20 protein-coding genes, 1 tRNA gene and 2 pseudogenes are annotated in these 20428 nt (G+C 34.7%); 9 read left to right on the plus strand and 14 right to left on the minus strand.

The features are described from left to right. The first annotated feature begins 119 nt into the window (after nucleotides 1-119). The gene (gene rsmD, locus NMD99_RS03535; RefSeq protein ID WP_253309159.1) at nucleotides 120-668 is read left to right on the plus strand and encodes a 16S rRNA (guanine(966)-N(2))-methyltransferase RsmD; all 549 of its coding nucleotides are present in this window, start codon (nucleotides 120-122) and stop codon (nucleotides 666-668) included. Here the strand turns inward: rsmD and NMD99_RS03540 are convergent. From NMD99_RS03540 to murD, 3 genes and pseudogenes are all read right to left on the minus strand, one after another. After that, nucleotides 665-2019 (minus strand): annotated as a pseudogene (locus tag NMD99_RS03540) (alpha/beta hydrolase family protein). The gene rsmD and the pseudogene NMD99_RS03540 overlap by 4 nt on opposite strands. Before the next feature lie 89 nt (nucleotides 2020-2108). Beyond that, the gene (locus NMD99_RS03550) at nucleotides 2109-2708 is read right to left on the minus strand and encodes a COQ9 family protein (protein ID WP_264329272.1); all 600 of its coding nucleotides are present in this window, start codon (nucleotides 2706-2708) and stop codon (nucleotides 2109-2111) included. A 6-nt stretch (nucleotides 2709-2714) separates the two neighbouring features. Continuing rightward, nucleotides 2715-4121, minus strand: coding sequence for a UDP-N-acetylmuramoyl-L-alanine--D-glutamate ligase (gene murD / locus NMD99_RS03555; protein ID WP_265016666.1), 1407 nt, complete (start codon nucleotides 4119-4121; stop codon nucleotides 2715-2717). Between the two features lie 693 nt (nucleotides 4122-4814). Between murD and NMD99_RS03560 the strand changes: the two genes are divergently transcribed. From NMD99_RS03560 to NMD99_RS03575, 4 genes are all read left to right on the plus strand, one after another. Beyond that, a complete protein-coding gene (locus tag NMD99_RS03560; RefSeq protein WP_264731526.1) occupies nucleotides 4815-4946 on the plus strand; it encodes a hypothetical protein in 132 nt (43 codons plus the stop codon). A gap of 94 nt (nucleotides 4947-5040) precedes the next feature. After that, nucleotides 5041-5400, plus strand: a complete 360-nt coding sequence (locus NMD99_RS03565) for a ferredoxin family 2Fe-2S iron-sulfur cluster binding protein (RefSeq protein WP_064125547.1) — start codon at nucleotides 5041-5043, stop codon at nucleotides 5398-5400. 2 nt (nucleotides 5401-5402) lie between these two features. Further along, complete coding sequence (locus NMD99_RS03570) at nucleotides 5403-6443, plus strand: hypothetical protein (protein WP_264687927.1); 1041 nt, start codon at nucleotides 5403-5405, stop codon at nucleotides 6441-6443. Continuing rightward, nucleotides 6427-6822, plus strand: a complete 396-nt coding sequence (locus NMD99_RS03575) for a cytochrome c-type biogenesis protein CcmH (protein ID WP_264735675.1) — start codon at nucleotides 6427-6429, stop codon at nucleotides 6820-6822. The genes NMD99_RS03570 and NMD99_RS03575 overlap by 17 nt, the downstream gene beginning before the upstream one ends. 9 nt (nucleotides 6823-6831) lie before the next feature. On the opposite strand, the gene NMD99_RS03580 is transcribed toward NMD99_RS03575, so the two are convergent. Both NMD99_RS03580 and gltX read right to left on the minus strand, forming a co-directional pair. Next, the gene (locus tag NMD99_RS03580; protein WP_265016667.1) at nucleotides 6832-7713 is read right to left on the minus strand and encodes an Rpn family recombination-promoting nuclease/putative transposase; all 882 of its coding nucleotides are present in this window, start codon (nucleotides 7711-7713) and stop codon (nucleotides 6832-6834) included. A 163-nt stretch (nucleotides 7714-7876) separates the two neighbouring features. Further along, nucleotides 7877-9199: a glutamate--tRNA ligase gene (gltX, locus tag NMD99_RS03585; RefSeq protein WP_264687925.1), complete on the minus strand. Its 1323-nt coding sequence runs from the start codon at nucleotides 9197-9199 to the stop codon at nucleotides 7877-7879. A gap of 78 nt (nucleotides 9200-9277) precedes the next feature. Here gltX and NMD99_RS03590 point away from each other — a divergent pair, with 78 nt between their 5' ends. From NMD99_RS03590 to NMD99_RS03600, 3 genes are all read left to right on the plus strand, one after another. Continuing rightward, the gene (locus tag NMD99_RS03590; protein WP_264687924.1) at nucleotides 9278-9424 is read left to right on the plus strand and encodes a hypothetical protein; all 147 of its coding nucleotides are present in this window, start codon (nucleotides 9278-9280) and stop codon (nucleotides 9422-9424) included. Between the two features lie 4 nt (nucleotides 9425-9428). Continuing rightward, nucleotides 9429-11426, plus strand: coding sequence for an NAD-dependent DNA ligase LigA (ligA, locus tag NMD99_RS03595; protein WP_253309199.1), 1998 nt, complete (start codon nucleotides 9429-9431; stop codon nucleotides 11424-11426). A gap of 344 nt (nucleotides 11427-11770) precedes the next feature. Beyond that, the gene (locus tag NMD99_RS03600) at nucleotides 11771-12712 is read left to right on the plus strand and encodes an Rpn family recombination-promoting nuclease/putative transposase (RefSeq protein ID WP_309166848.1); all 942 of its coding nucleotides are present in this window, start codon (nucleotides 11771-11773) and stop codon (nucleotides 12710-12712) included. 88 nt (nucleotides 12713-12800) lie between these two features. On the opposite strand, the gene NMD99_RS03605 is transcribed toward NMD99_RS03600, so the two are convergent. Next, the gene (locus NMD99_RS03605; protein ID WP_253309200.1) at nucleotides 12801-13073 is read right to left on the minus strand and encodes a hypothetical protein; all 273 of its coding nucleotides are present in this window, start codon (nucleotides 13071-13073) and stop codon (nucleotides 12801-12803) included. Nucleotides 13074-13077: 4 nt separating this feature from the next. Between NMD99_RS03605 and NMD99_RS03610 the strand changes: the two genes are divergently transcribed. Next, complete coding sequence (locus NMD99_RS03610; protein WP_309166851.1) at nucleotides 13078-13425, plus strand: hypothetical protein; 348 nt, start codon at nucleotides 13078-13080, stop codon at nucleotides 13423-13425. Here the strand turns inward: NMD99_RS03610 and dapA are convergent. The 8 genes and pseudogenes from dapA to NMD99_RS03650 form a co-directional block, all read right to left on the minus strand. Beyond that, on the minus strand, nucleotides 13415-14347 hold the full coding sequence (gene dapA / locus NMD99_RS03615) for a 4-hydroxy-tetrahydrodipicolinate synthase (RefSeq protein WP_309166854.1): 933 nt from the start codon (nucleotides 14345-14347) through the stop codon (nucleotides 13415-13417). The two genes, NMD99_RS03610 and dapA, sit on opposite strands and share 11 nt — an antisense overlap. 9 nt (nucleotides 14348-14356) lie before the next feature. Continuing rightward, nucleotides 14357-14830 (minus strand): single-stranded DNA-binding protein, encoded by a 474-nt coding sequence (ssb, locus tag NMD99_RS03620; RefSeq protein WP_096616007.1) that lies wholly within the window; start codon nucleotides 14828-14830, stop codon nucleotides 14357-14359. Nucleotides 14831-14897: 67 nt separating this feature from the next. After that, nucleotides 14898-14971, minus strand: a tRNA-Arg gene (locus NMD99_RS03625). 110 nt (nucleotides 14972-15081) lie between these two features. After that, nucleotides 15082-15896: pseudogene (locus NMD99_RS03630) on the minus strand (hypothetical protein). A gap of 4 nt (nucleotides 15897-15900) precedes the next feature. Then, the gene (locus tag NMD99_RS03635; RefSeq protein ID WP_253309205.1) at nucleotides 15901-16509 is read right to left on the minus strand and encodes a hypothetical protein; all 609 of its coding nucleotides are present in this window, start codon (nucleotides 16507-16509) and stop codon (nucleotides 15901-15903) included. Between the two features lie 4 nt (nucleotides 16510-16513). Beyond that, on the minus strand, nucleotides 16514-17953 hold the full coding sequence (locus tag NMD99_RS03640) for a hypothetical protein (protein ID WP_253309206.1): 1440 nt from the start codon (nucleotides 17951-17953) through the stop codon (nucleotides 16514-16516). A gap of 324 nt (nucleotides 17954-18277) precedes the next feature. Beyond that, nucleotides 18278-20023, minus strand: a complete 1746-nt coding sequence (locus NMD99_RS03645; protein WP_264735926.1) for a type I secretion system permease/ATPase — start codon at nucleotides 20021-20023, stop codon at nucleotides 18278-18280. 177 nt (nucleotides 20024-20200) lie between these two features. Then, nucleotides 20201-20374, minus strand: coding sequence for a hypothetical protein (locus NMD99_RS03650; RefSeq protein ID WP_309166863.1), 174 nt, complete (start codon nucleotides 20372-20374; stop codon nucleotides 20201-20203). Nucleotides 20375-20428 lie beyond the last annotated feature (54 nt).

Consider the following 20428-nt stretch of genomic DNA (forward strand, 5'->3'; position numbering starts at 1 on the left):
TTTTGTGTTTGTGTTTTTCTTACAAGCGACTCGATAGCTTCTCTCTATTAAACTGCTAAAGCCATATTGACATTAATCATATAGTATTAAATAATTAGTTATTTTGGAGCTTATTTAGTATGCTACGCATCATTGCAGGCAAATATCGCGGAAGAAAAATAACTACAGGTAAGCATTTAGCTGCACGACCAACTATGAGTGTTGTCCGAGAAGCAATATTTAGTATACTTTCCTCAAGAAAACCTATTTATAACTTGAATGTACTTGATTTATTCTGCGGAAGTGGCTCTTTTTCATTTGAAGCACTTTCTCGCGGCGCTAAACATGCATTCATGGTGGATTCAGATTATTACAATTTGCAACTGCCTAAAAAAACAGCAGAAGATTTTGGAATTACGAACAATGTCACGCTAATTTGTTGCAGTGCTAACAAATTGCCACAACCTATTTCAAAGTGCGATGTAGTTTTTATAGACCCACCTTACAATAGCAATCTAGTTGAATCAACGTTGAATGGACTAGCTCACTCAGGCTGGTTAAGTGATGATGCATTGATAATTCTAGAGATTAGGAAAAACGAAGGTTTTGAGTGCAATAAAAACTTCAGTATAATCTTGGAACGTACCTACGGTATAGCAAGAATAATTTTTCTTTCTCTATTAACTTAAACTTGTATATGCTTTTCATTGATGGGTTTCAGTTCTATTTCCGTCAAGCTTCCAAAGATACTACTTTTACAGTAGTCTTTTAGCTTAAAATTTCTATTAAATTTACCTTTCAACAAATACTTATGTGCTTTTTCAATAAATTTATTTTCTTTTTCTTCGTAACTGGTGTATTTTGTTATATCATCATTATCCTCACGATAAACTAAATGTTCTTTATGATCAGCATGAATATTTTTGCTCTTACACTCCGTGTTTTGAGGATCGTGTTCAAGTACTATATTCCATCTAAACCATTCAGATGTGTCAGATGTGGATGAATCTGGAAGTTTACCAACGAGTTGTGCTTCCTGTGGAATTACAGTATCGCCTTTCCTGCCAGCAATTAATACAGGGCATTTTGTATTCTCTATAATCTCTCGTGAATTAAATTCCAATCCGCAACGATTAAACCAAAAATTCAAGAATTTTGCAGGAAGCCGTCTCATGAAAAAATTCCCTATCCCATGAGGAAAGTTATTAGTTGCATCCTTAAGTGAGCTATAAGAATTACTATGAATTAATGTTAAATAGATACCTTGTTTTTCAAATCTTTTTAAAACTTCTGCTGCAATTCCTCCTCCAAGAGAGTTAGTATCCAAAATTATATTGTTTGGATGCACACCTTTTACAAGTAACATGTTTACCATTGCCATTCCAGCTTGAACTAACTTTTCACCGTTTGTTAGAAATTCATATAGCGCTACAATTTTCTTTCTTTCCAAGAGGAACTCTATAATATCCTCTATATCTTTTTCCAACTCTTGATCACAAGCTTCTGCATCTCTTTTCGAATCTTTATCTATAAGTTCTTTTTTATAACGCTTTATCCACTCAGGGCTGACTTCATTTTCTAAAAAGCTTTTAATTCTGTGTACTACAAATCTCTTCTTAATAAAGTCAAAAAGCATCCATAGGCAAAGTACGATAAAACATATGGTAGCCAAAATTGATAGCACTACTGATGCAAAAGCTAACCCTGTAAGTACCTTTTTTGATTTTTGATTCTGGTATGCCAAGTATAACGACACAATAGAAGCAGTGGACAATATAGCAGAACATAACCATAGTGAGATTATTCTCCTATTGAATTTTTTTTCTTCAGCATTTAATTCTTCTTGAAAGAATCTTGGATTAACAATTCTAGAGAAATAGGGATAGTCAAAATAATGCTTAACTAACTTACTTGTCCCTTAAGTGGATTTTTACCACGAGCATTAACCTTAATACACCCAAGTACTCCAAAAAAGTTTATCACGTGTTTTGTATTTTTTTCTGGCTTGATATCACTATTGGTATGATAAATAACTTTCATTTTATCGTTAATGAATATTTAGTTATTTTAACATAAAGATCAAAAAAAACAAGAGAATATAAATATGAATAACCAGTATGATGAAAAGCTTATAAGAAATTTCCTATGATTCCTTTTAAGCGAGTTTTGAATTTTTGAAATGTCATGACATTGTTGATACGGTTATCAAGAAACGATAAAGTATCCGCAAAATCTTCTGAATAATCATTGATAAAAAAAAGTATCGTACTTAAGTACACTCCAGCTAATATTGCTCTTTTTGTATAGTAGTTAAAATCTGTTGATTGGTCATGAATGCCATACCAAATCGCGCTAATAGTTCTGTATAAAAGTTTACTAGAAAAATATGTATTTTTTGGTGATACGGAGAATGATAAAACATTTTTTAAAAGTTCTCTATAATTCGGTAGCTTAGCGTAGTTTGAAAGGCGTATTTGAATAGCTAATTTTACCCGCTCTCGCACTTTCATATCTTCTAAATTGGAATTTCTTAGTTCAGCTTCCATTGAGCTATTTAAGTCCTCTGCTATGTGCTCCAAAGCGCTATATATTCCATTCTGAAATTTGCAAAAGCTATTAGCTAGATTAAGGTCTGTGCAAATTTTTAATAGGGTTTCATCGCTTATCCCTTCAAATGGAATAACCCTAATTAGCTTATCTATTATTAACTTTATTTCATCTTGTTCCACGCAACATTATACTAAACAGCATGTGTGATTGTACCTGAGATTTTCAAACATTCTACAAAATGCTTCACCACGTTCCTCGAAATTTTTCCATTGATCAAAAGAAGCACACGCGGGAGAAAGTAATATAGTTACTTCTTCTGCGCTATTTAAGGCCTCTTCAAAAGCCAATCTGAATGCATCTTCTAGATTGCAACATCTAACATAATCTACTTTATTCTCCATAGTGTTTGCAAAGGCTTCGGTTGATTCTCCAATAAGAAAAGCTTTTCTAATCCTCGTGAAATGCTTGCTTAATGATTCTATTCCACCTTTTTTGCTTCTTCCACCAACGATCCAATTTATGTTTTCATAAGATAAGATCGCCTTTTCGCTCGACTTTGCATTAGTTGCTTTGCTATCGTTCACGAAAAACACATTTCTTATTTTGCCAAGCAGTTCATTCCTATGCCTCAGTCCTGAAAAGGACTTGATTCCATTGATAATAGTGTTGCTATCTACTCCAAGTAGCTTACATACGGCATATGCGGCTGCTATGTTTTCTGCGTTGGATATTAGGTTTATTTTCACGTCGCTTACTGATAAGCTATGACTCTCTAGTTTTAACGAGATCTTCTGGATCCGAGTAGTCAAGCACTGGGATGACAAAAGAAGTGGCTGGAATGACAAAGAGGATGACATCGAAGCTGAGATTGGAATTTTGTTTCCAGTGAATTTGTTGAATATGTCAGCAGTAATCTCATTGTCACATCCTATTACGGCAACCTCACTACCGTTTATCAGTTTTAATTTAGTTGCTATGTAGTTCTCCATACTTCCATGCCTATCTATGTGATCTGGTGTAATATTGAGCAGTGCTGAAATGTCCACGTTAATTTCATTCATCAACTCCAATTGAAAAGAGGAAAATTCAATTACATAAATTTCTGCATCTCTTTCTAGATCCAAAACAGGAACGCCTAAATTTCCACCAATAGCTACTTTTTTCCCTGCAGATTTTAATATGTGCCCTATTAGTGATGTAGTGGTTGATTTACCATTTGTTCCTGTGATGCCTATTACCTTCTGGTTCGTAGTTTTAGCTTCAAGAAATAGCTCAATGTCTGATTTTATTTTGCAATCAAATCTCCTTGCAAGTTTTACTATCCAATGTGGCTCTGTTGGCACTCCAGGGCTTAAAACCAATGCACTGATCTCATGCCAATTGTATTCCTTGGGATGAATAAAATTACATTTTTTATACATCATTTTTGCATTTGCTATTTGCTCTTCATGATCATCCCATGCATATATTCTTGCACCACTCTTTATTAGAGCGTTAATGGCGGATAAACCAGTTTTACCAAGACCAAAAACCGCGACGTTTTGATTTTTGTATTTGTTTAGTTGCACTGCTAGATAACTTATGCGAACCATTTTATAAAGATATCGTACAAACTACAACAGACTTCTTGCATAGGTCACAACTGTCATTCAGTAGAAACGAAAAAACTTCCTTGACAAACTCCGCCAGCCCCCTTATTGTAGTATTAAGGGTGTTTATGACTCAAAACTTGTTTTTGATCCGCGCGGGCTCAACAACAAAATTCAGTAAAAAAACTCAGGTATTTATTGGCGGATTACATAAAATTATAGCGGCTGCATGTCTTTTAAATTTTTTCTACATTCAGCCAAATCGCGCTTAAACTAAGCGTCAGCACATTATTACAGCGCCACTTACAGTAATATAGAGTCAAAACTCGCTACTCGGGGCTTCTTTTGCCTTTTTTTCGTTTGGTAAATTTCTTAAATATTTATAGCTAAACGACAACCGTCATCCCGCTACGTGTTAGCGGGATCTGGAGATACCGCGGCGGTATGACGGTCTGCGGCGGTATGACGGTTCGTGGTGACATGACGATAACCTCGTCATCCCGCTGCTTGTTAGCGGGATCTATGTGAGATACCGTGAATAAATCACGGTATGACGGTTAAGTAATTCGTCATCCCGCTACTTGTTAGCGGGATCTAGAGATACCGCGGCGGTATGACGGTCTGCGGCGGTATGACGGTTCGCGGCGGCATGACGATAACCTCGTCATCCTGCTGCGTGTTAGCGGATGAGATACCGTGAATAAATCACGGTATGACGGTTCGTGGCGGTATGACGTAGAAGCTATACTTTTATACTCACCAACTCAGTATCCAATCTGGATCCAAGTAGTCAGCTACTTGAATGACAAGAAAGGGGTACTTGGATGACAAAAAATAGGCACTGGAATTGCAAAGAGTTTGCAAATATTAGTTATTACCTGTAGAATACAGAGAAATTAGTAAGGATTTTAATAGGAATAATATGCCATCTGTTACTTTTGTTTTACCTGATGGGAGTAAGAAAAGCTATGAAGCTGCAGAGGGAGAAACTCTGCTTAATTTAGCTCACAGAAGTGATCCAGATCTGCTTGAAGGTGCATGTGAAGGCTCTCTTGCTTGTTCTACATGCCACGTGATTGTTGATCCAGAATTTTATGATGCTGTAGAAACGCATAATCCCATATCTGATGAGGAAAACGATATGTTAGATCTAGCCTTCGGCTTAACAGAGACATCAAGACTTGGGTGCCAAATAAAAATCACAAAAGATATCGACGGTTTGTGTGTAACCATACCAAGGGGTACAAGAAATATATCATTGGATAAACAGGGGAATAATTAGCTATGCGTAAGATTTTTATCTATATTATCATCTCTTTACTTTTGTTTATTCCTGTAGCGTATGGTGGTTTTTGGTATTTTTCTGCATGTAAGGTAAAAAATCTTTTAGCTGAAGCAATACTATACATTAACGACGAAAAGTTTGATATTTCACATGATTTCAGTGGACTTCCTTCTAACCTAATTTTCCGTGTGACAAACCCAAAATTTTCCAATAAGCAATTAACCATCTCATCTGATGCTTTATTGATAAAAAATAGATTGTTTGATAAATCAGTATATATCTACATACCAAGCAATGAAGTCAACATTGTTGTTCATGGTGATGAGAAAAAGAATATAAAATGCCACACAAACGATAGCAGCCACTTTGTTGTTAGACTAAATGATTTACCATCTTCATTGCGATTCAACAGAAATAGTACCGTGATAGACTATATAGATACACTTCGTTACGCAGATTATGGATTAAAATGTGATGTTTCAGAAAATCAGCAAAGTGTTATAACTGAAGTGAATGATAAAAGCAATTACATTCAATTTCACCTCGATAAAGAACCAAGTGGAAATACTAAACTAGGATTTGATTTTTATACTTATCGGTATAAAAATACTGCAAGTCCTGAAAGTTACCTTAGTATCGACACTAAATTTGATTACGAATTTGTAAACCACATCTCAGCTTCCAGAGTTAATTTCAACATAGAGAAATTTTTAATTCAAAGTAATAATTTTTCTCTTGCTGCAGATGGTGGAATGCAAAATTATAATTTGGTTACGTCTTCATTTAAAGACAAAATCAACGTGGCTATATCAAATTATAAAGAATTAATCTCGTTTATGATTGGTGACTCAAAAACTTCAGATGCGTTTGAAAAATTAATGTCTTCCTTATCAGAAAAAACAACTGATGACAGCGTTCAATTTTCAATAAAGTACGATGATGATGTAGGGTCAAGCTTTATTGGAAAGTTATCCACCACTGATTTTATGAACCAACTCAGTAAAATAACCCAATTAACCAAGGATGAGAGCAGTAGTTAGTTTACTTTTCATATTGATATTTCACTCAGGCGTAAACGCTTTTACTCTGGATAATAAACTCAGAGATAAAAGCATGGAAAAACGAGCAACCAGTTTATTTGAAATAATAAGGTGTCCAATATGTTCTGGCGAATCATTGTCTGAATCTGGATCTCAGATTGCGTATGATATGCGAGAAGCAATTCGTAAAAAAATCAATGATGGATACACAGATGAAGAGATAATCTCAGAGTTAAAAAATTCTTACGGCAATTCAATTATAACTACCCCACCTAGCACTTACATTTTGTGGTTTATTCCACTCACAACTCTGCTTATTGGGTGTTTTTTAATACGAAAGTATATCAGTATGTCCAGTATATTTAAACCTTTTATGTAATGTAACCGTTCACAGATTTCCACTTAATTCTTCAATCTCACTAATAGAAAGGCCAGTAAACTTGACAATAGTGTTGACATCAACATTATTAGCCAGCATTGCTTTTGCGACTTCAATTTTTCCTTTCTCTATACCTTTTTCTATACCTTTCTCTTCAGCAAGATCAAGTCTGTATTCAAGAATGGCTTCTTCTTTGCGTAGATCCATTATTCTTTCTTCGTAAGCTACTAAATCTTTTTCGTTCCAACGAAACTTATCTAACTCATCATATGCTAGCTTTATTATTGGTGCCTTTTCTGCAATTTTCTTTAGATCTTCATCTGTCGTTTCTTCAGCATATTTAAAGAAAAATAGCCAACGATCTACTATGCTTTCTAGCTGTTCTACTTTGCTTTTTGTAAATTTAGGTAACTCAATAAAGACAAATTGAAAATCTTTTAAGTAATGGCCGTTGGTTTTTATATCACGTATATTATGAGTAGAGATATAACCAACTTCTTCAGGAAGTAAGTTACAATTGGAAATAGCAATAAAGAAGACTTTCTTTAAATCAATGTAGTTGCCAGATTTATCTAATTGTCTTGAGTAAGCCTTAGCAGCATATAGTTGAGCGCGTTTCTCAAAACCTTTATCACGAGCCAGTTGCATCTCAATCACAAACCTATTACCAATAGAATCCTTGCAGAGAACATCAACAATACTTTGTTTATCAGAGGCAATTTCGGGATCCATGATAGTACTTAAGAATTCTACTTCTTGTATTGCACTTGCCTCAGCAAATCCTAAAATATCGTTCAAAAAGTGAATAAGGATATTCTTATTTTTTTCCGTTCCAAAGATTTTTTTGAAACACAAATCATTGCGAGGATCGAGAAATTTTGAAAGAGCCATAATGCTTGGAAAATATTAATAATTATACACTATTATTAACAATTATTCAACTATATTTTTGAAGATAGCTAGTTTCTGTATTTACTTTAAATTGAAGAAAGCTCAAATGAAAGATCGTGTTTTTCACAGAATGCAGTCTGGTTACTATATAATTTTTTGATTTTCACTTTTTTTTTAACCTTGCAATGATATTTTCTTTGCCGATAAAAATTAATAATTTAGCGAGCTCTGGTCCTGTTTCTGTTCCTGTTAAAGCTGAACGCAACTGCATAAATAAGTCTTTTGCCTTTATATCCACTGTCTGTCGAATAGCTTTTACCCACTCTGATAATGTGTTTTCGTTACAATCGCCTTGAGGCAATGCATTGAACGCAATTTTTATAAGCTCCTTATCAAGAATCACAGGCTCTATATCAGATTTGCATATTTTCCACCACTTGGCCACCTCAGAAAACCTTTCTATATTGTTCCTTATAAAATACCAAAACTCTGAGGAGCCCACTCCAATTTGATTTAAACGTTCTTGTACAATTTCAAATGACATTTGTTGCAGCACTTTGCTATTTAGCTTGTATACTTCACTCAAGCTGAATTGTACAGATGCTGAGCTAAATTTTTTAATGTCAAATGAGTCAATCAAAGATTGCATACAGGCGCAAGCTTCAATTGGATTGGATGTTCCGAGCTTCACTAAATAACTAACTAGCGCCATTGGTTCAGTCTCATCTTCTCTTATGGACTTGATATCCAGCCCGCCTTTCCGTTTCGATATCTTGCTATCATCAAAATGTAGTAGAGAAAGGTGAGCAAATATAGGAATTTTCGCTTTTAATGCTTTAATCATTTGGATCTGAACTGCGGTATTAGTTACATGATCTTCCCCACGTACAACATGGGTTACATTAAAGTCAACGTCATCAATAACAGAAGGTAGCATGTATGTATAAATTCCATCTTCTCTTTTTACCACAGGATCGCTGATGTGACTTGTTGCAATATTTATTTCACCTTTAACTTCATCATTCCATTTAACAACTTCATTTCTATCCAATTTAAACCTGAAATGTGGTCTTCTTCCTTCTTGCTCATAATGAATTTTCTCTTGCTCAGTTAGAAGTAACGCGCTTCTGTCATATACCGGGGGAAGTCCTTGTTTTAACTGCAATTTTCGTTTAATGTCTAACTCTTCTCTTGTTTCATAGCATGCATAAACATGCCCTTCTTTTATTAACTGCAAAAACACCTCATTGTAACGCTCAAAGCGCTCTGATTGCTTAAAACTTGCATCCCAATCTATGCCAATCCATTTTAGGTCTTCTATGATATTATTTATATATTTGACATCTGAACGCTGAAGGTCAGTATCATCAAAACGGAGTAGAAATTTTCCATTTTGATTACGTGTGTACATCCAACAAACCAAAGCAGTCCGTACGTTTCCTACGTGGAGATAGCCAGTTGGGCTTGGAGCGAATCTTGTTAGCATTTAAATAGCAATATTGTAAAATAATAACTTATTTACTCTAATTTATTTTAATTTTATATAAATATACGGCTAAAGCAAGTGAGATCTGCTAATACAATTGAGCAAGAGAAGAATAAGTATGGCTATAGCATTGTGGCACCTTTGATATTTGATGGATTAAGACCATATGATAAATTCAAGAAAATTCACAACTTGACGACAAAGGCTAATGTAGCATCATATTGATATCATGACTAACTTAGAAAAGATGAGAGAAAAACTGCAAGATCAAATAAATTATCATAATGTTTTGTATCACCAAAAAAATAAGCCAGAAATAAGTGATGCTGAATATGATGAACTGAAGAAAAAGTTAGCTGAAATAGAGGCACAATTTCCAGAAATTTATGCAACACAAGATAGTGTTGGTGCTCCACCTGATGAGAGGTTTTCTAAGGTGGAACATCAAGAACCTATGCTTTCTCTTGAGAATGCTTATGATGAACAAGATGTAGAGAAATTTTTGTCTAAAATAAAGAGGTTTTTAATTGAGGACAAAATAGAGATATTATGTGAGCCAAAAATTGATGGGTTGTCGTTTTCTGCAATTTATGAGGATGGGAGATTTGTTAAAGCTGCAACTCGAGGTGACGGTTTTTTAGGGGAAGATGTCACTCACAATGTTGCAACAATAAAAGGCTTTCCTAAGTTTTTGCAAGGCGTGCAAGGAAGACTAGAAGTAAGAGGTGAAATATACATCAGTAACAGCGACTTTTTAAAGTTAAATGAAAACGATGAATTTGCCAATCCTCGAAATGCAGCTGCTGGTTCTCTAAAGCAATTGGATGCAAACATTACAGCAAGTAGACCACTTAGATATTTTGCTTATTCTTTGATTGGTGGAGCAGAGAAAAGTCAAAGTGAAATACTAAATAAGCTTGAGGCACTTGGTTTTTGCGTAAATGAGCATCAGTCCTTAACGAGTAGTTTGGATGGAATGCTGAAGTTCTATAACGAGGTCTATAATTGTCGCTATAACTTGGATTATGATATTGATGGAATAGTCTATAAAGTAAATGATTTGGTACTACAAAATCGTCTAGGGAATACTCACAAAGCACCGCGCTCAGCACTTGCATACAAGTTTTCTGCGGTTTATGCAAAAACAAAGTTAAATAAGATATTTATACAGGTGGGCAGAACAGGGGTTTTAACTCCAGTTGCAGATTTAGTGCCAGTCAATATTGGTGGGGTGCTAGTTAGTAGAGCAAGTCTGCATAACCAAGATGAGATAAAACGTAAAGACATAAGAGAGGGAGATATTGTAACAATCAAAAGGGCAGGAGATGTAATTCCCCAGATCGTTGAAGTAAGCAGAGATTCTCGTCTTCCAAATACACCTGAATTTGTGTTTCCTGGAGTATGCCCTGAATGTGGTAGTAAAGTACGTCAGGTTGAGGGAGAGGCGGCAGTAAGATGTCCTGAGGAATTTGCCTGTAAAGCTCAAATAATAGAAAAACTAAAGCATTTTGTATCGAAAGATGCATTTGACATTGTTGGCCTTGGTGATAAGCAGATAGAGTTTTTTTACGACCTTGATCTGATAAAACAAATCCATGATATTTTTACTTTAGAAGAAAAATTGGATGAATTTAATCTGGAAGGACAGTCTGGCTGGGGCGAGAAATCTATAGCTAATTTGTTAAATTCTATACAAAGCAGAAGGGTAATAACTCTAGATAGGTTTATATTTTCTTTAGGTATTAGATTTATTGGCCAAGTTGCAGCAGAATTGCTTGCAGATTATTATGTTTCTTATGATAATTGGTATAATTCGATGATTGAACTGTCATCAGATAATACTGAGCTAGTCGGTATAGACGGCATAGGAAAAAAAGGGGCTGAATCTTTGGAATCATTTTTTTCTAAGGAACATAACATCAAAATGTTAAATGATCTTACTGCTTGTCTTCAAATTCTTCCTGTGAACTCCAACTCTAGTGACTCTGTTTTAAATAATAAAATTATAGTGTTTACTGGTAAGCTACTTGCTATGAGTAGAGGAGAGGCAAAAGTAAGAGCCAAAACTCTAGGAGCAAAGGTCAGCTCACATCTTTCTGCTAAAACTGACTACCTAATTGCAGGAGAAAAACCAGGATCCAAATATAAAAAGGCAGTGGAATTAGGTGTAGAAATTTTAGATGAAGACCAGTGGCATAAAGTGATAAGTTTGGGAGTGTTCAAATAACATTTGGATTGTATATTAAATCAAAGTTGCAAGACTATAATGAGCAAGCTGTTAATTGGATTGATTGGATTACCACAAAAAAACTCCTTTCTTTCTCTCCATTTTTTCTGGGTAAGGTCATGGTGCTGGTACAGGTCCTATAGCTGACCCAAGCAACACGTCATACCGCGATTTATTCGCAGTATCTCAGCATAGATTCCGCTAACAAGTAGCGGAATGACGAATTTTTGTTTTTCAAATTATCGGTAAACCTAAGTCACTTTAGCTATAGCTATCTTCAAAAATATGGTTGAATAATTGTTAATAATAGTGTATAATTATTAATATTTTCAAGCATTTTTGCCATGGCTCTTTCAAAATTTCTCGATCCTCGCAATGATTTGTGTTTCAAAAAAATCTTTGGAACGGAAAAAAATAAGAATATCCTGATCCACTTTTTGAACGATATTTTAGGGTTTACTGAGATAAATGCAATACAAGAAGTTGAGTTTCTTAGCACTATTATGGATCCCGAAGTTGCCTCTGATAAACAAAGTATTGTTGATGTTCTCTGCAAGGATTCTCATGGAAATAGATATATAGCAGAAATGCAGCTCGCTAGAGACAAGGGCTTCGAAAAACGCGCTCAATTATATGCCGCTAAAGCCTACTCAAGACAATTAGATAAATCTGGCAACTACATTGATTTAAAGAAAGTCTTCTTTATTGCTATTTCCAATTGTAACTTACTTCCTGAAGAAGTTGGTTATATCTCTACTCATAATATACGTGATATAAAAACCAACGGCCATTACTTAAAAGATTTTCAATTTGTCTTTATTGAGTTACCTAAATTTACAAAAAGCAAAGTAGAACAGCTAGAAAGCATAGTAGATCGTTGGCTATTTTTCTTTAAATATGCTGAAGAAACGACAGATGAAGATCTAAAGAAAATTGCAGAAAAAGCGCCAATAATAAAGCTAGCATATGATGAATTAGACAAGTTTCGTTGGAACGAAAAAGATTTAGTAGCTTACGAAGAAAGAATAATGGATCTACGGAAAGAAGAAGCCATTCTTGAATACAGACTTGATCTTGCTGAAGAGAAAGGTATACAAAAAGGTATAGAGAAAGGAAAAATTGAAGGGAAAATTGAAGGGAAAATTGAAGGGAAAATTGAAGGGAAAATTGAAGGGAAAATTGAAGTCGCAAAAGCAATGCTGGCTAATAATGTTGATGTCAACACTATTGTCAAGTTTACAGGCCTTTCTATTAGTGAGATTGAAGAATTAAGTGGAAATCTGTGAACGGTTACGGATTGATTGGATTACCACAAAAAAACTCCTTTCTTTCTCTCCATTTTTTCTGGGTAAGGTCATGGTGCTGGTACAGGTCCTATAGCTGACCCAAGCAACACGTCATACCGCGATTCATTCGCGGTATCTCGGCATAGATTCCACTAACTAGTAGCGGAATGACGAATTTGTCGTTTTTCAAATCGTCGGTAAACCTAAAAAAGTTTGCATCATATGCAGCAATAGCCATAGGGTCTGTAGGGCTTATAGCTAGTATCACAGCTCTTAAATATTGTCCTAGTTTACCGCCTTTGATCGCAGGGGGGATGATTGGCTCTATGCTCCCGCTAGTTGCGTGTACGCTTGTTGGCATTTTATTGCTTATAGATAGAAGCTCTCTCGATAAAATATACGGTAATATATATGACCAAAAAAAGATAAATGAAAAAGCTGAATTGTTTGATAAATTGAGTAAGTGTGTTTTACCTCTTATAGCAGGGGCTGTTGTTTCTTTTGGAGTTGGAGCAGGTTTAGCTGCCCTTGGCCTTGAATCGCCCCTAGCTATAGCCGTCTTAGCTGCAGTAGCATGCAAAGTTATTATGTCACTTTTTAGTGCAATAACTGAACGCTCTTCTTCTCCACCAACACCACCAGGTAGCTCGGTTGACAGCGGTGTGAAAGTTAATGGTGCTAGTGCAGGTTGTGTTCCTAGCCCTAGTCATTAGTCAGTTCTTTCCATCCAAGAATCATTTTATTAGCTTGCCTCAATTTTTCAACAGAAGGCAAGTCTTCTGTGCTGAGTGGTAGGCGGACAGTTTGATGTTCTATAAGACCAATATCATGCAAAAGTGCTTTAGTGGGTATTGGGTTGCTGGCAATAAATAGAGCTTTGCAAGCTTGTTGCCAGATATCTGTTGAACTTTTCATGTCATTTCCTGTCATTTGAGGAGTTGTTTTTTTTCTAGTTACGTGCTGGAATGACAGTAGGCATTGCTTAACATATTCATGTGCTACATGTGGCCAAACATTGGAAGCAACGGAAACCAGACCAGCCGCACCATAAGCGGCCATATCGGATATCATATTATCATCTCCGTAAAAGACCTCAATATTTGGAGCAACTTTCTTATACTGAGCTAAAGTATCAACGGTGCCACTTGAATCTTTGATAGCCCAAAATTTTTCGTGGCTGGATAAGTTGCGTACAGTTTCAGCGTGAAGACTCACTCCTGCTCTCGATGGAATATTGTAAAACATAGCCGGCACATGTGCTTTCTCAAGCAGCTTTTCAAACCATAAAGTCTGCCCCATAATTCCGGGCTTTGCATAAATGGGAGTTGTCATTAGATAGCCATGAATAGGCATACCCTTGCAAAAATCAAGCCATTGAAGAGTTTGATATAGATTCACTCCTGGTACACCAATTATAATTTTCGTATTTAATTTTAGCTTACATACAAATTCAACTAATGTACGCTTTTCAGAATCAGTAAGCGATAGGCCTTCACCTGTGCTACCCAGTAACACTACGCCATTTTCAGCTTCAGCTTGTATTGTAAGTAAACGCTGCAAACTGCGGTAATCTATGTCATCCCCATTGCAATTAAAAGGAGTAACACAAGCAGTCCATAAAAATATAAATTTCAATTTAAATTGTTAAAATGGTATTTCATCGTCGATTAGTTCATCTTTTATATCGTTGTCAAAACTTTCGTGCTTATTTTTTTGTTCTGTTTCATTTTGCTTGTATTCACTTGGCTTGTAATCGGAATTTGGTCGCGAATCCAAGAGAGTAAGAGCGCTATTAAAATTATATAGAACCACCTCTGTTGTGTATCTTTCACTACCGTTTTGGTCAGTCCATTTTCTAGTTCTCAAAGAACCTTCAACATAAACTTTACTGCCTTTGCGTGCAAAATCTTTGACGATTTTTACTAATCCTTCACTAAAAATTACAATATTATGCCATTCTGTCTTTTCAGAGCGCATACCGGAAAGTTTGTCAGTCCAACTTTCAGACGTGGCTATTGAAAAACTTGCCATCTCTTTTCCATTTTGTGTAGTCCTAATTTCAGGATCTTTTCCTAAATTACCAACTAATATGACTTTGTTTATGGTACCACCAGACATAATTATGCTCTAAATAAATCCCTTTATTATCTTATGTGAAAGTACTATTGTCAAATTTAATTAAAAGTGCGCTTGGAGGGATTCGAACCCACGGCCTTTGCCTCCGGAGGGCAACGCTCTATCCAACTGAGCTACAAGCGCATATATAGCTACCCACCCGCGGTATCTATGTTGAGATCCCGCTAACGAGCAGCGGGATGACGGTTTTTCAAATTGTCGGTAAACCTAAGTCACTTTGGCTATATACTAAATTATTTAATAGATAAGCTATCCAAGTCAAATTTTTGTTTTGGATAAAGCGTAAACATAACACTCCCATGTCCAAGATATACATTTTGAGAATCATTCGCATGCTTTTTTATTGCTTTTTGATCTACGGCCCATACAAAAGTCACACAATTTTCAGTGACTGAGTGCACCTTTAAGTCCTTAGTATTTATAAACAGCTTTCCATTTACCCATATTTTCCATGTATCGGAAGAAAGATATAAAATTGAGTCTAAACTCACTACCTTACAGTTGAAATTATCTGATACCTCCTCTTTTGCAGCTCTTGAAGACCGTAAATTGAACTTTTCCATTTCATTGACCATTCTATTAACTGGCTCTTCATCAAAAAAAATGCTTTTTACGTTACTATATTGTGACAAAACGTCAAAGTCACTTTCCACTGCTTCTCTTATTATATCGTCCCGATCTGTATAGCTTAGTTTTTGATTGTTAATAAAGAAACACTCTTTTGCACGCAAATTTGCTATATCAATAAAATCATCGATTTCTTGATTGCCAACTTTAAGAATACTTTCAAAATATCTTTTTCTATCATCATTCCATACTGAGAATGATGACAAACCATTTCATTATCACCTTGTTTTTCTATATATACGCATAAATTTCCACTATTTAATCCTAATATTTTATGCTCAATAAAATCTTCATTGCCAATATATTGTCGGCAAGAATACTCCTTACAAATTTCTATGCTTTCTATGATATCTTCACAACTGCAATATGCATTAACATTGGAAATGAGTAGCGTAAAAATAAAAAACAGCTTTATGTTCATCACCTTATCTACTTAATATAGTATACCAATCAAAGACTATATTAACTCTCACTATCTCTATCATATTACCATTCAAAATTTGATTCATAGTTGCAGCATCAATATTTCTCTGCTTGTTTAAAATAAGAGATTTGATCATAACATAACCGGGCAGATTTGGAATAGACTGTAGAAATAAAAAAATATGCTTATCGCTGATTGAACTTAAATTTAGGACCACTTCACTTTTTATTACTTTTGTGCGTTCACTTTTGTTGTGGAGCTCAACTTCTTCGGGTATAGAAATTGATATTTCAGGTTCTAATATATAGTACTTTTTATATAACCTGCTAAGCTCGAAATTTAAATTTGCAATGTATCTGCTACTGTGTAAATTTGAAGAAGAAATTTTTTTCCATAAATCTAGGTTTTTATTTAGAACAACTTCCTTTTTTTGAATTCCAGTAATCTGTAAATTAATAGAACGTATTTTATCAATCGCAATTTGGTTTTTATTATAAACCTTTTCGTTATAGATAACAACATATGTTAATAACCCTATTAATCCAACAGATAATAACAAACACGATATAAACTGAATTGTAGCTTTTCTTTTTAATTGAGAGATAGTCATTAATCTACATTGCCTCTCCTATTTCAACATCAATAGATAGATTTTGCCCTTTAGCAGCAGGTAAGTTAGAAATATTAATGTCATAGGTACGAAAATTATCGTTTAAATTTTTTCGTAGTTTCTCGTATTGATAGGAAATATTTTTACCGGATCGAAAATTAAACCTTAAAGTTGTGGTAATATAACTTTTTGCCTCATTATAATTCCATTCAAATGATCGAAGCTCTATACCTGGTACTTTTAACTTTTCTACATACTTAACTTGTGTAAGAGGAGAGTATTCTATTTTTGATAAAATATTATTGATATTAATAAAATCATAAATTTCATCTATTTTTTTTACATTATAGCTTTGGCTAAGTTTTGTTAATTGGTTATTTAAGGTGCTCTGCTTTGCGGATAAATTATCAGCGACACTGAAGTTTGAATACAAATTTAGCAAACAAAGGGCGTTAATTACGACTAAAACCAAAGCGAAGTACAGAAAAATTTGAGGAGAGTTTAAATAAAGATAATTGAATAGATAAAATTCTTTAGTTTCCTTTGTATTAAAAATAGCTGCTAATTTATTCTTAAAGCTGTGAAACAAAATTATGGTATCGCAAAAGTTATCTTTTTCACTTATAGCTAGTTCTGCTCCTAATAGTTTGCCTAACTCATATGGAGTTAATATGTTCACACTGTTCTCTGAAAAATTTATGACTGATAAACTAGCTTTAATATCTTCTGACACTATGATGCAAAGGTCGATAGGGTTATTTTTTTCAAACCCAAACTTAGTTAAGGATCGAATAGTATCTTGCACTTCCTGATATATTCCACCAGCAATAATTCCTGGTAAATTATCATTAGTAAATGGTACTAAACGCGTAAATATCATTTTATTCTCTTTAAGAACCACTTGTCTATAGCCTCCCGTTTTAGTTGCAGCAACTATAATTTTCCAATTATTAGGATCTTTATGTAGAATCTTTTTTGTTATATTACTTATTTCTATAGGAAACATTAATATTCCCTTAAAGTTGGAGCCTATCTCAATAAACACATTCAACCAATATTCTACTAAATGCTTTGCTTTTGATGAAACAAGAAGATAGCACCAGTTTTGATTGAATTTGTTTGGCTTCTCAACCAAAAAAACTGAACTTATGTCATTATTACGAGAAAAATGCTCCATCTTTGTTTTTGCTGATAGATAGGCACTAATCTTGTTTGCCCTTGTAATAAACTGTAGCGAGTAATTTTGATCTGCATGATTAAGCACCAGGTATAAAGGTGCTTTTTTGTCTGATGAAAGACATGAAATTAAATCGGAAACTGCTTTATCGTTTTTGCCCTTAACAAAATACCTTTTATTTAAAGTATTATTTTTAAAATATAGTAACATTATGCCTTCTTCTCCAATAGAAAGCATAAACTTACTTTTGGATTTTGAACTAAACATATTAACAAAGCATATACTTATCTAGAATTAAAAAGGCAATTTATTGAAATTCATTAAACGTTAGAGGGAAATATTGTTATAAATTTTCGCAGCAACATTATTTATATTATAATTTTTTTTATAAAATCACTACTAATATTAAGCTATTTAATTAATAAATTAAGAAAACTCATTAATTAGAAATATACACTATCTGCCGATTAACTTTAATTAATAGGAGTTATTAATCTATTTACTATTCTTGTAATATTATTTCTAATGGTAAACATTTCTAGTAATACTGGAACAGTTGTTATTTCAGATACAGAATTTAGTGTAAGTAAACTAACCATTTGCTGAAGAGCGCTCATCTTCTTTGGTATTTGATGATGGAGCAACTAATTTGCTCAAAATCTCATCTTTTGGTCCCATAGCGTAAATGACACCATCTGACATGAGGATCACCTTATCAACTACGGACAATAACGGTAGCTTGTGAGTGATGATAACAGTAGTAGTATTTTGCTTTCTTGCAATGCCAATTGCATTAATTAAGCATGCCTCTCCATTGCTATCTAAGTTAGCGTTTGGTTCATCAAGTACTAAAAGTTTTGTGTGACCATAAAAAGCTCTGGCAAGTCCAAGAAGCTGTTTTTGGCCGCCAGAGAGCGTTACTCCTCCAGGACCTCCTATTGTTGTATCATATCCATTTGGTAAGCTTAGTATTAGTTCATGTATTCCTGCAATTTTTGCTGCTTTGATTATTTCTTCAGGATTTGGATCTGGTCTCATGCGAGCAATATTAGCTTTGACACTAGTGTTAAATAACTCAATATCTTGAGGTAAGTAGCCAACATAATTACCAAAATTTTCTCGATTCCAAGTATATACATCAGCGCCATCTAGTCTGACTACACCAGATATTGGCTTCCATACACCAACAGTTAATTTTGCGATAGTGGATTTACCAGAAGCACTTGCACCAATCACACCTACTACGTCCCCTGGTTCTATAATAAATGATATTCCTTTTACTGTTGGCTTATTGCTTCCATAAGGAGTAAAAAATACTCTATCAAATTCCAATTTTCCTTCAGGTTCTGGTAGAGCCATCGTTTGCTCTCTTTTTGGTGATGTTAATATAAGTCTTTGTAGCCTTCCATATGACATTCTAGCCTGATTTAAAAACTTCCAAGTATGAACCGCAGCGTCAAATGGTGCTAATACTCTACCCATTAAAATTGAAGCAGCGATGATGCTACCAGCAGTTTTATGAGCTGTAATTGCAAGTAATGCACCTGTTCCAATTACTGATATTTGCAGAGTTGAGCGCAAAAACTTAGTGATTCCAGTAATTACATTAGAGCGATTTTGTGCTTTAATTTGCATTGCTCGATTCTGATCATTTCGTTTACACCAATCAGAGACTATGAATTCTGACATGCCCATAGCTTCAACTACTTCTGCATTTCTTGTTGCAACATCTATAGCATTGATATTCCGTATAGTTTCTTCGTTGGTTTCTTGTAATATTCGTTTAGTGGCAAGTTCATTCCATATTGCCATAGAGACTAATATAATGATTCCAGCAATAGCTATAAACCCCGTGGAGGTGTGTATCATGAAAATCACAACAAGGTAAATTAACGACCATGGAGTATCAAACAGTGAGAATATACCATTTCCTGTAATGAAATTTTTTATTACCCCGAGATCTCGTATTGCTTCACCACTTGAAGTTGAGCTCTGCACTGACGTTAGCCTGATTGACCTTACTATCAGATCTGGTGTTGCAGTTTTATCGATCCAATCACCTATTTTTGCCATGGCTAAATATCGACAAGTTTCAAGCATTGCAGAACATGCAAATGCAGATAAAGTGATAATTGTCAGCATAGTTAGTGTTGATACACTTTCGCTTGATATCACCCGATCAAGCACTTGAGAGGTATAAAGTGGTAGAAATAACATTAATAAATTGATTCCCGCACTAAACCAAAAGATAAACCAAAATGCACTTTTGCATTTTTCTAGGCAAATATATAGAGTACTTTGCTTCAATTCTTTTTTTATTGATGGCGTAATTTCCACAATCTTCCTCTTAATTTAATTACATGCACCATATACAATTTTTATTACAAAAATATTAATAACGGCAGTTAGCCTGCTTTAAGTGAGTAAAATATTAATATATGTGAATAGGAAATATAAACAATGGTAAAAAGAAGTATAGTTAATATTTCCTTCATTGCCTATAGCTGAGCTACGTCATACCGCCGCGGCGCTAACAAGAGATCCCGCTAACAAGCAGCGGGATGACGAGGTATAAACCATCGTCATGCAGCCGCAAACCGTCATACCGCGATTTATTCGCGGTATCTCATCCGCTAACAAGCAGCGGAATGACAGCAATCCTACGTCATACCGCCACGGCGCTAACAAGAGATCCCGCTAACACGTAGCGGGATGACGGTTGTCAGGGTAGCTGTCATCCCT

This window comes from Wolbachia endosymbiont of Listronotus oregonensis, assembly GCF_031205055.1.
Classification (GTDB): domain Bacteria; phylum Pseudomonadota; class Alphaproteobacteria; order Rickettsiales; family Anaplasmataceae; genus Wolbachia.

What these genes read in the sequence shown, in the direction of transcription:
- rsmD (WP_253309159.1), top strand. Translation starts at nt 120, where the DNA reads ATGCTACGCATCATTGCAGGCAAATATCGCGGAAGAAAAATAACTACA.
- murD (WP_265016666.1), bottom strand. Translation starts at nt 4,121, where the DNA reads ATGGTTCGCATAAGTTATCTAGCAGTGCAACTAAACAAATACAAAAAT.
- NMD99_RS03565 (WP_064125547.1), top strand. Translation starts at nt 5,041, where the DNA reads ATGCCATCTGTTACTTTTGTTTTACCTGATGGGAGTAAGAAAAGCTAT.
- NMD99_RS03570 (WP_264687927.1), top strand. Translation starts at nt 5,403, where the DNA reads ATGCGTAAGATTTTTATCTATATTATCATCTCTTTACTTTTGTTTATT.
- NMD99_RS03575 (WP_264735675.1), top strand. Translation starts at nt 6,427, where the DNA reads ATGAGAGCAGTAGTTAGTTTACTTTTCATATTGATATTTCACTCAGGC.
- NMD99_RS03580 (WP_265016667.1), bottom strand. Translation starts at nt 7,713, where the DNA reads ATGGCTCTTTCAAAATTTCTCGATCCTCGCAATGATTTGTGTTTCAAA.
- gltX (WP_264687925.1), bottom strand. Translation starts at nt 9,199, where the DNA reads ATGCTAACAAGATTCGCTCCAAGCCCAACTGGCTATCTCCACGTAGGA.
- ligA (WP_253309199.1), top strand. Translation starts at nt 9,429, where the DNA reads ATGACTAACTTAGAAAAGATGAGAGAAAAACTGCAAGATCAAATAAAT.
- NMD99_RS03600 (WP_309166848.1), top strand. Translation starts at nt 11,771, where the DNA reads ATGGCTCTTTCAAAATTTCTCGATCCTCGCAATGATTTGTGTTTCAAA.
- NMD99_RS03605 (WP_253309200.1), bottom strand. Translation starts at nt 13,073, where the DNA reads ATGCCAACAAGCGTACACGCAACTAGCGGGAGCATAGAGCCAATCATC.
- ssb (WP_096616007.1), bottom strand. Translation starts at nt 14,830, where the DNA reads ATGTCTGGTGGTACCATAAACAAAGTCATATTAGTTGGTAATTTAGGA.
- NMD99_RS03635 (WP_253309205.1), bottom strand. Translation starts at nt 16,509, where the DNA reads ATGACTATCTCTCAATTAAAAAGAAAAGCTACAATTCAGTTTATATCG.
- NMD99_RS03640 (WP_253309206.1), bottom strand. Translation starts at nt 17,953, where the DNA reads ATGTTTAGTTCAAAATCCAAAAGTAAGTTTATGCTTTCTATTGGAGAA.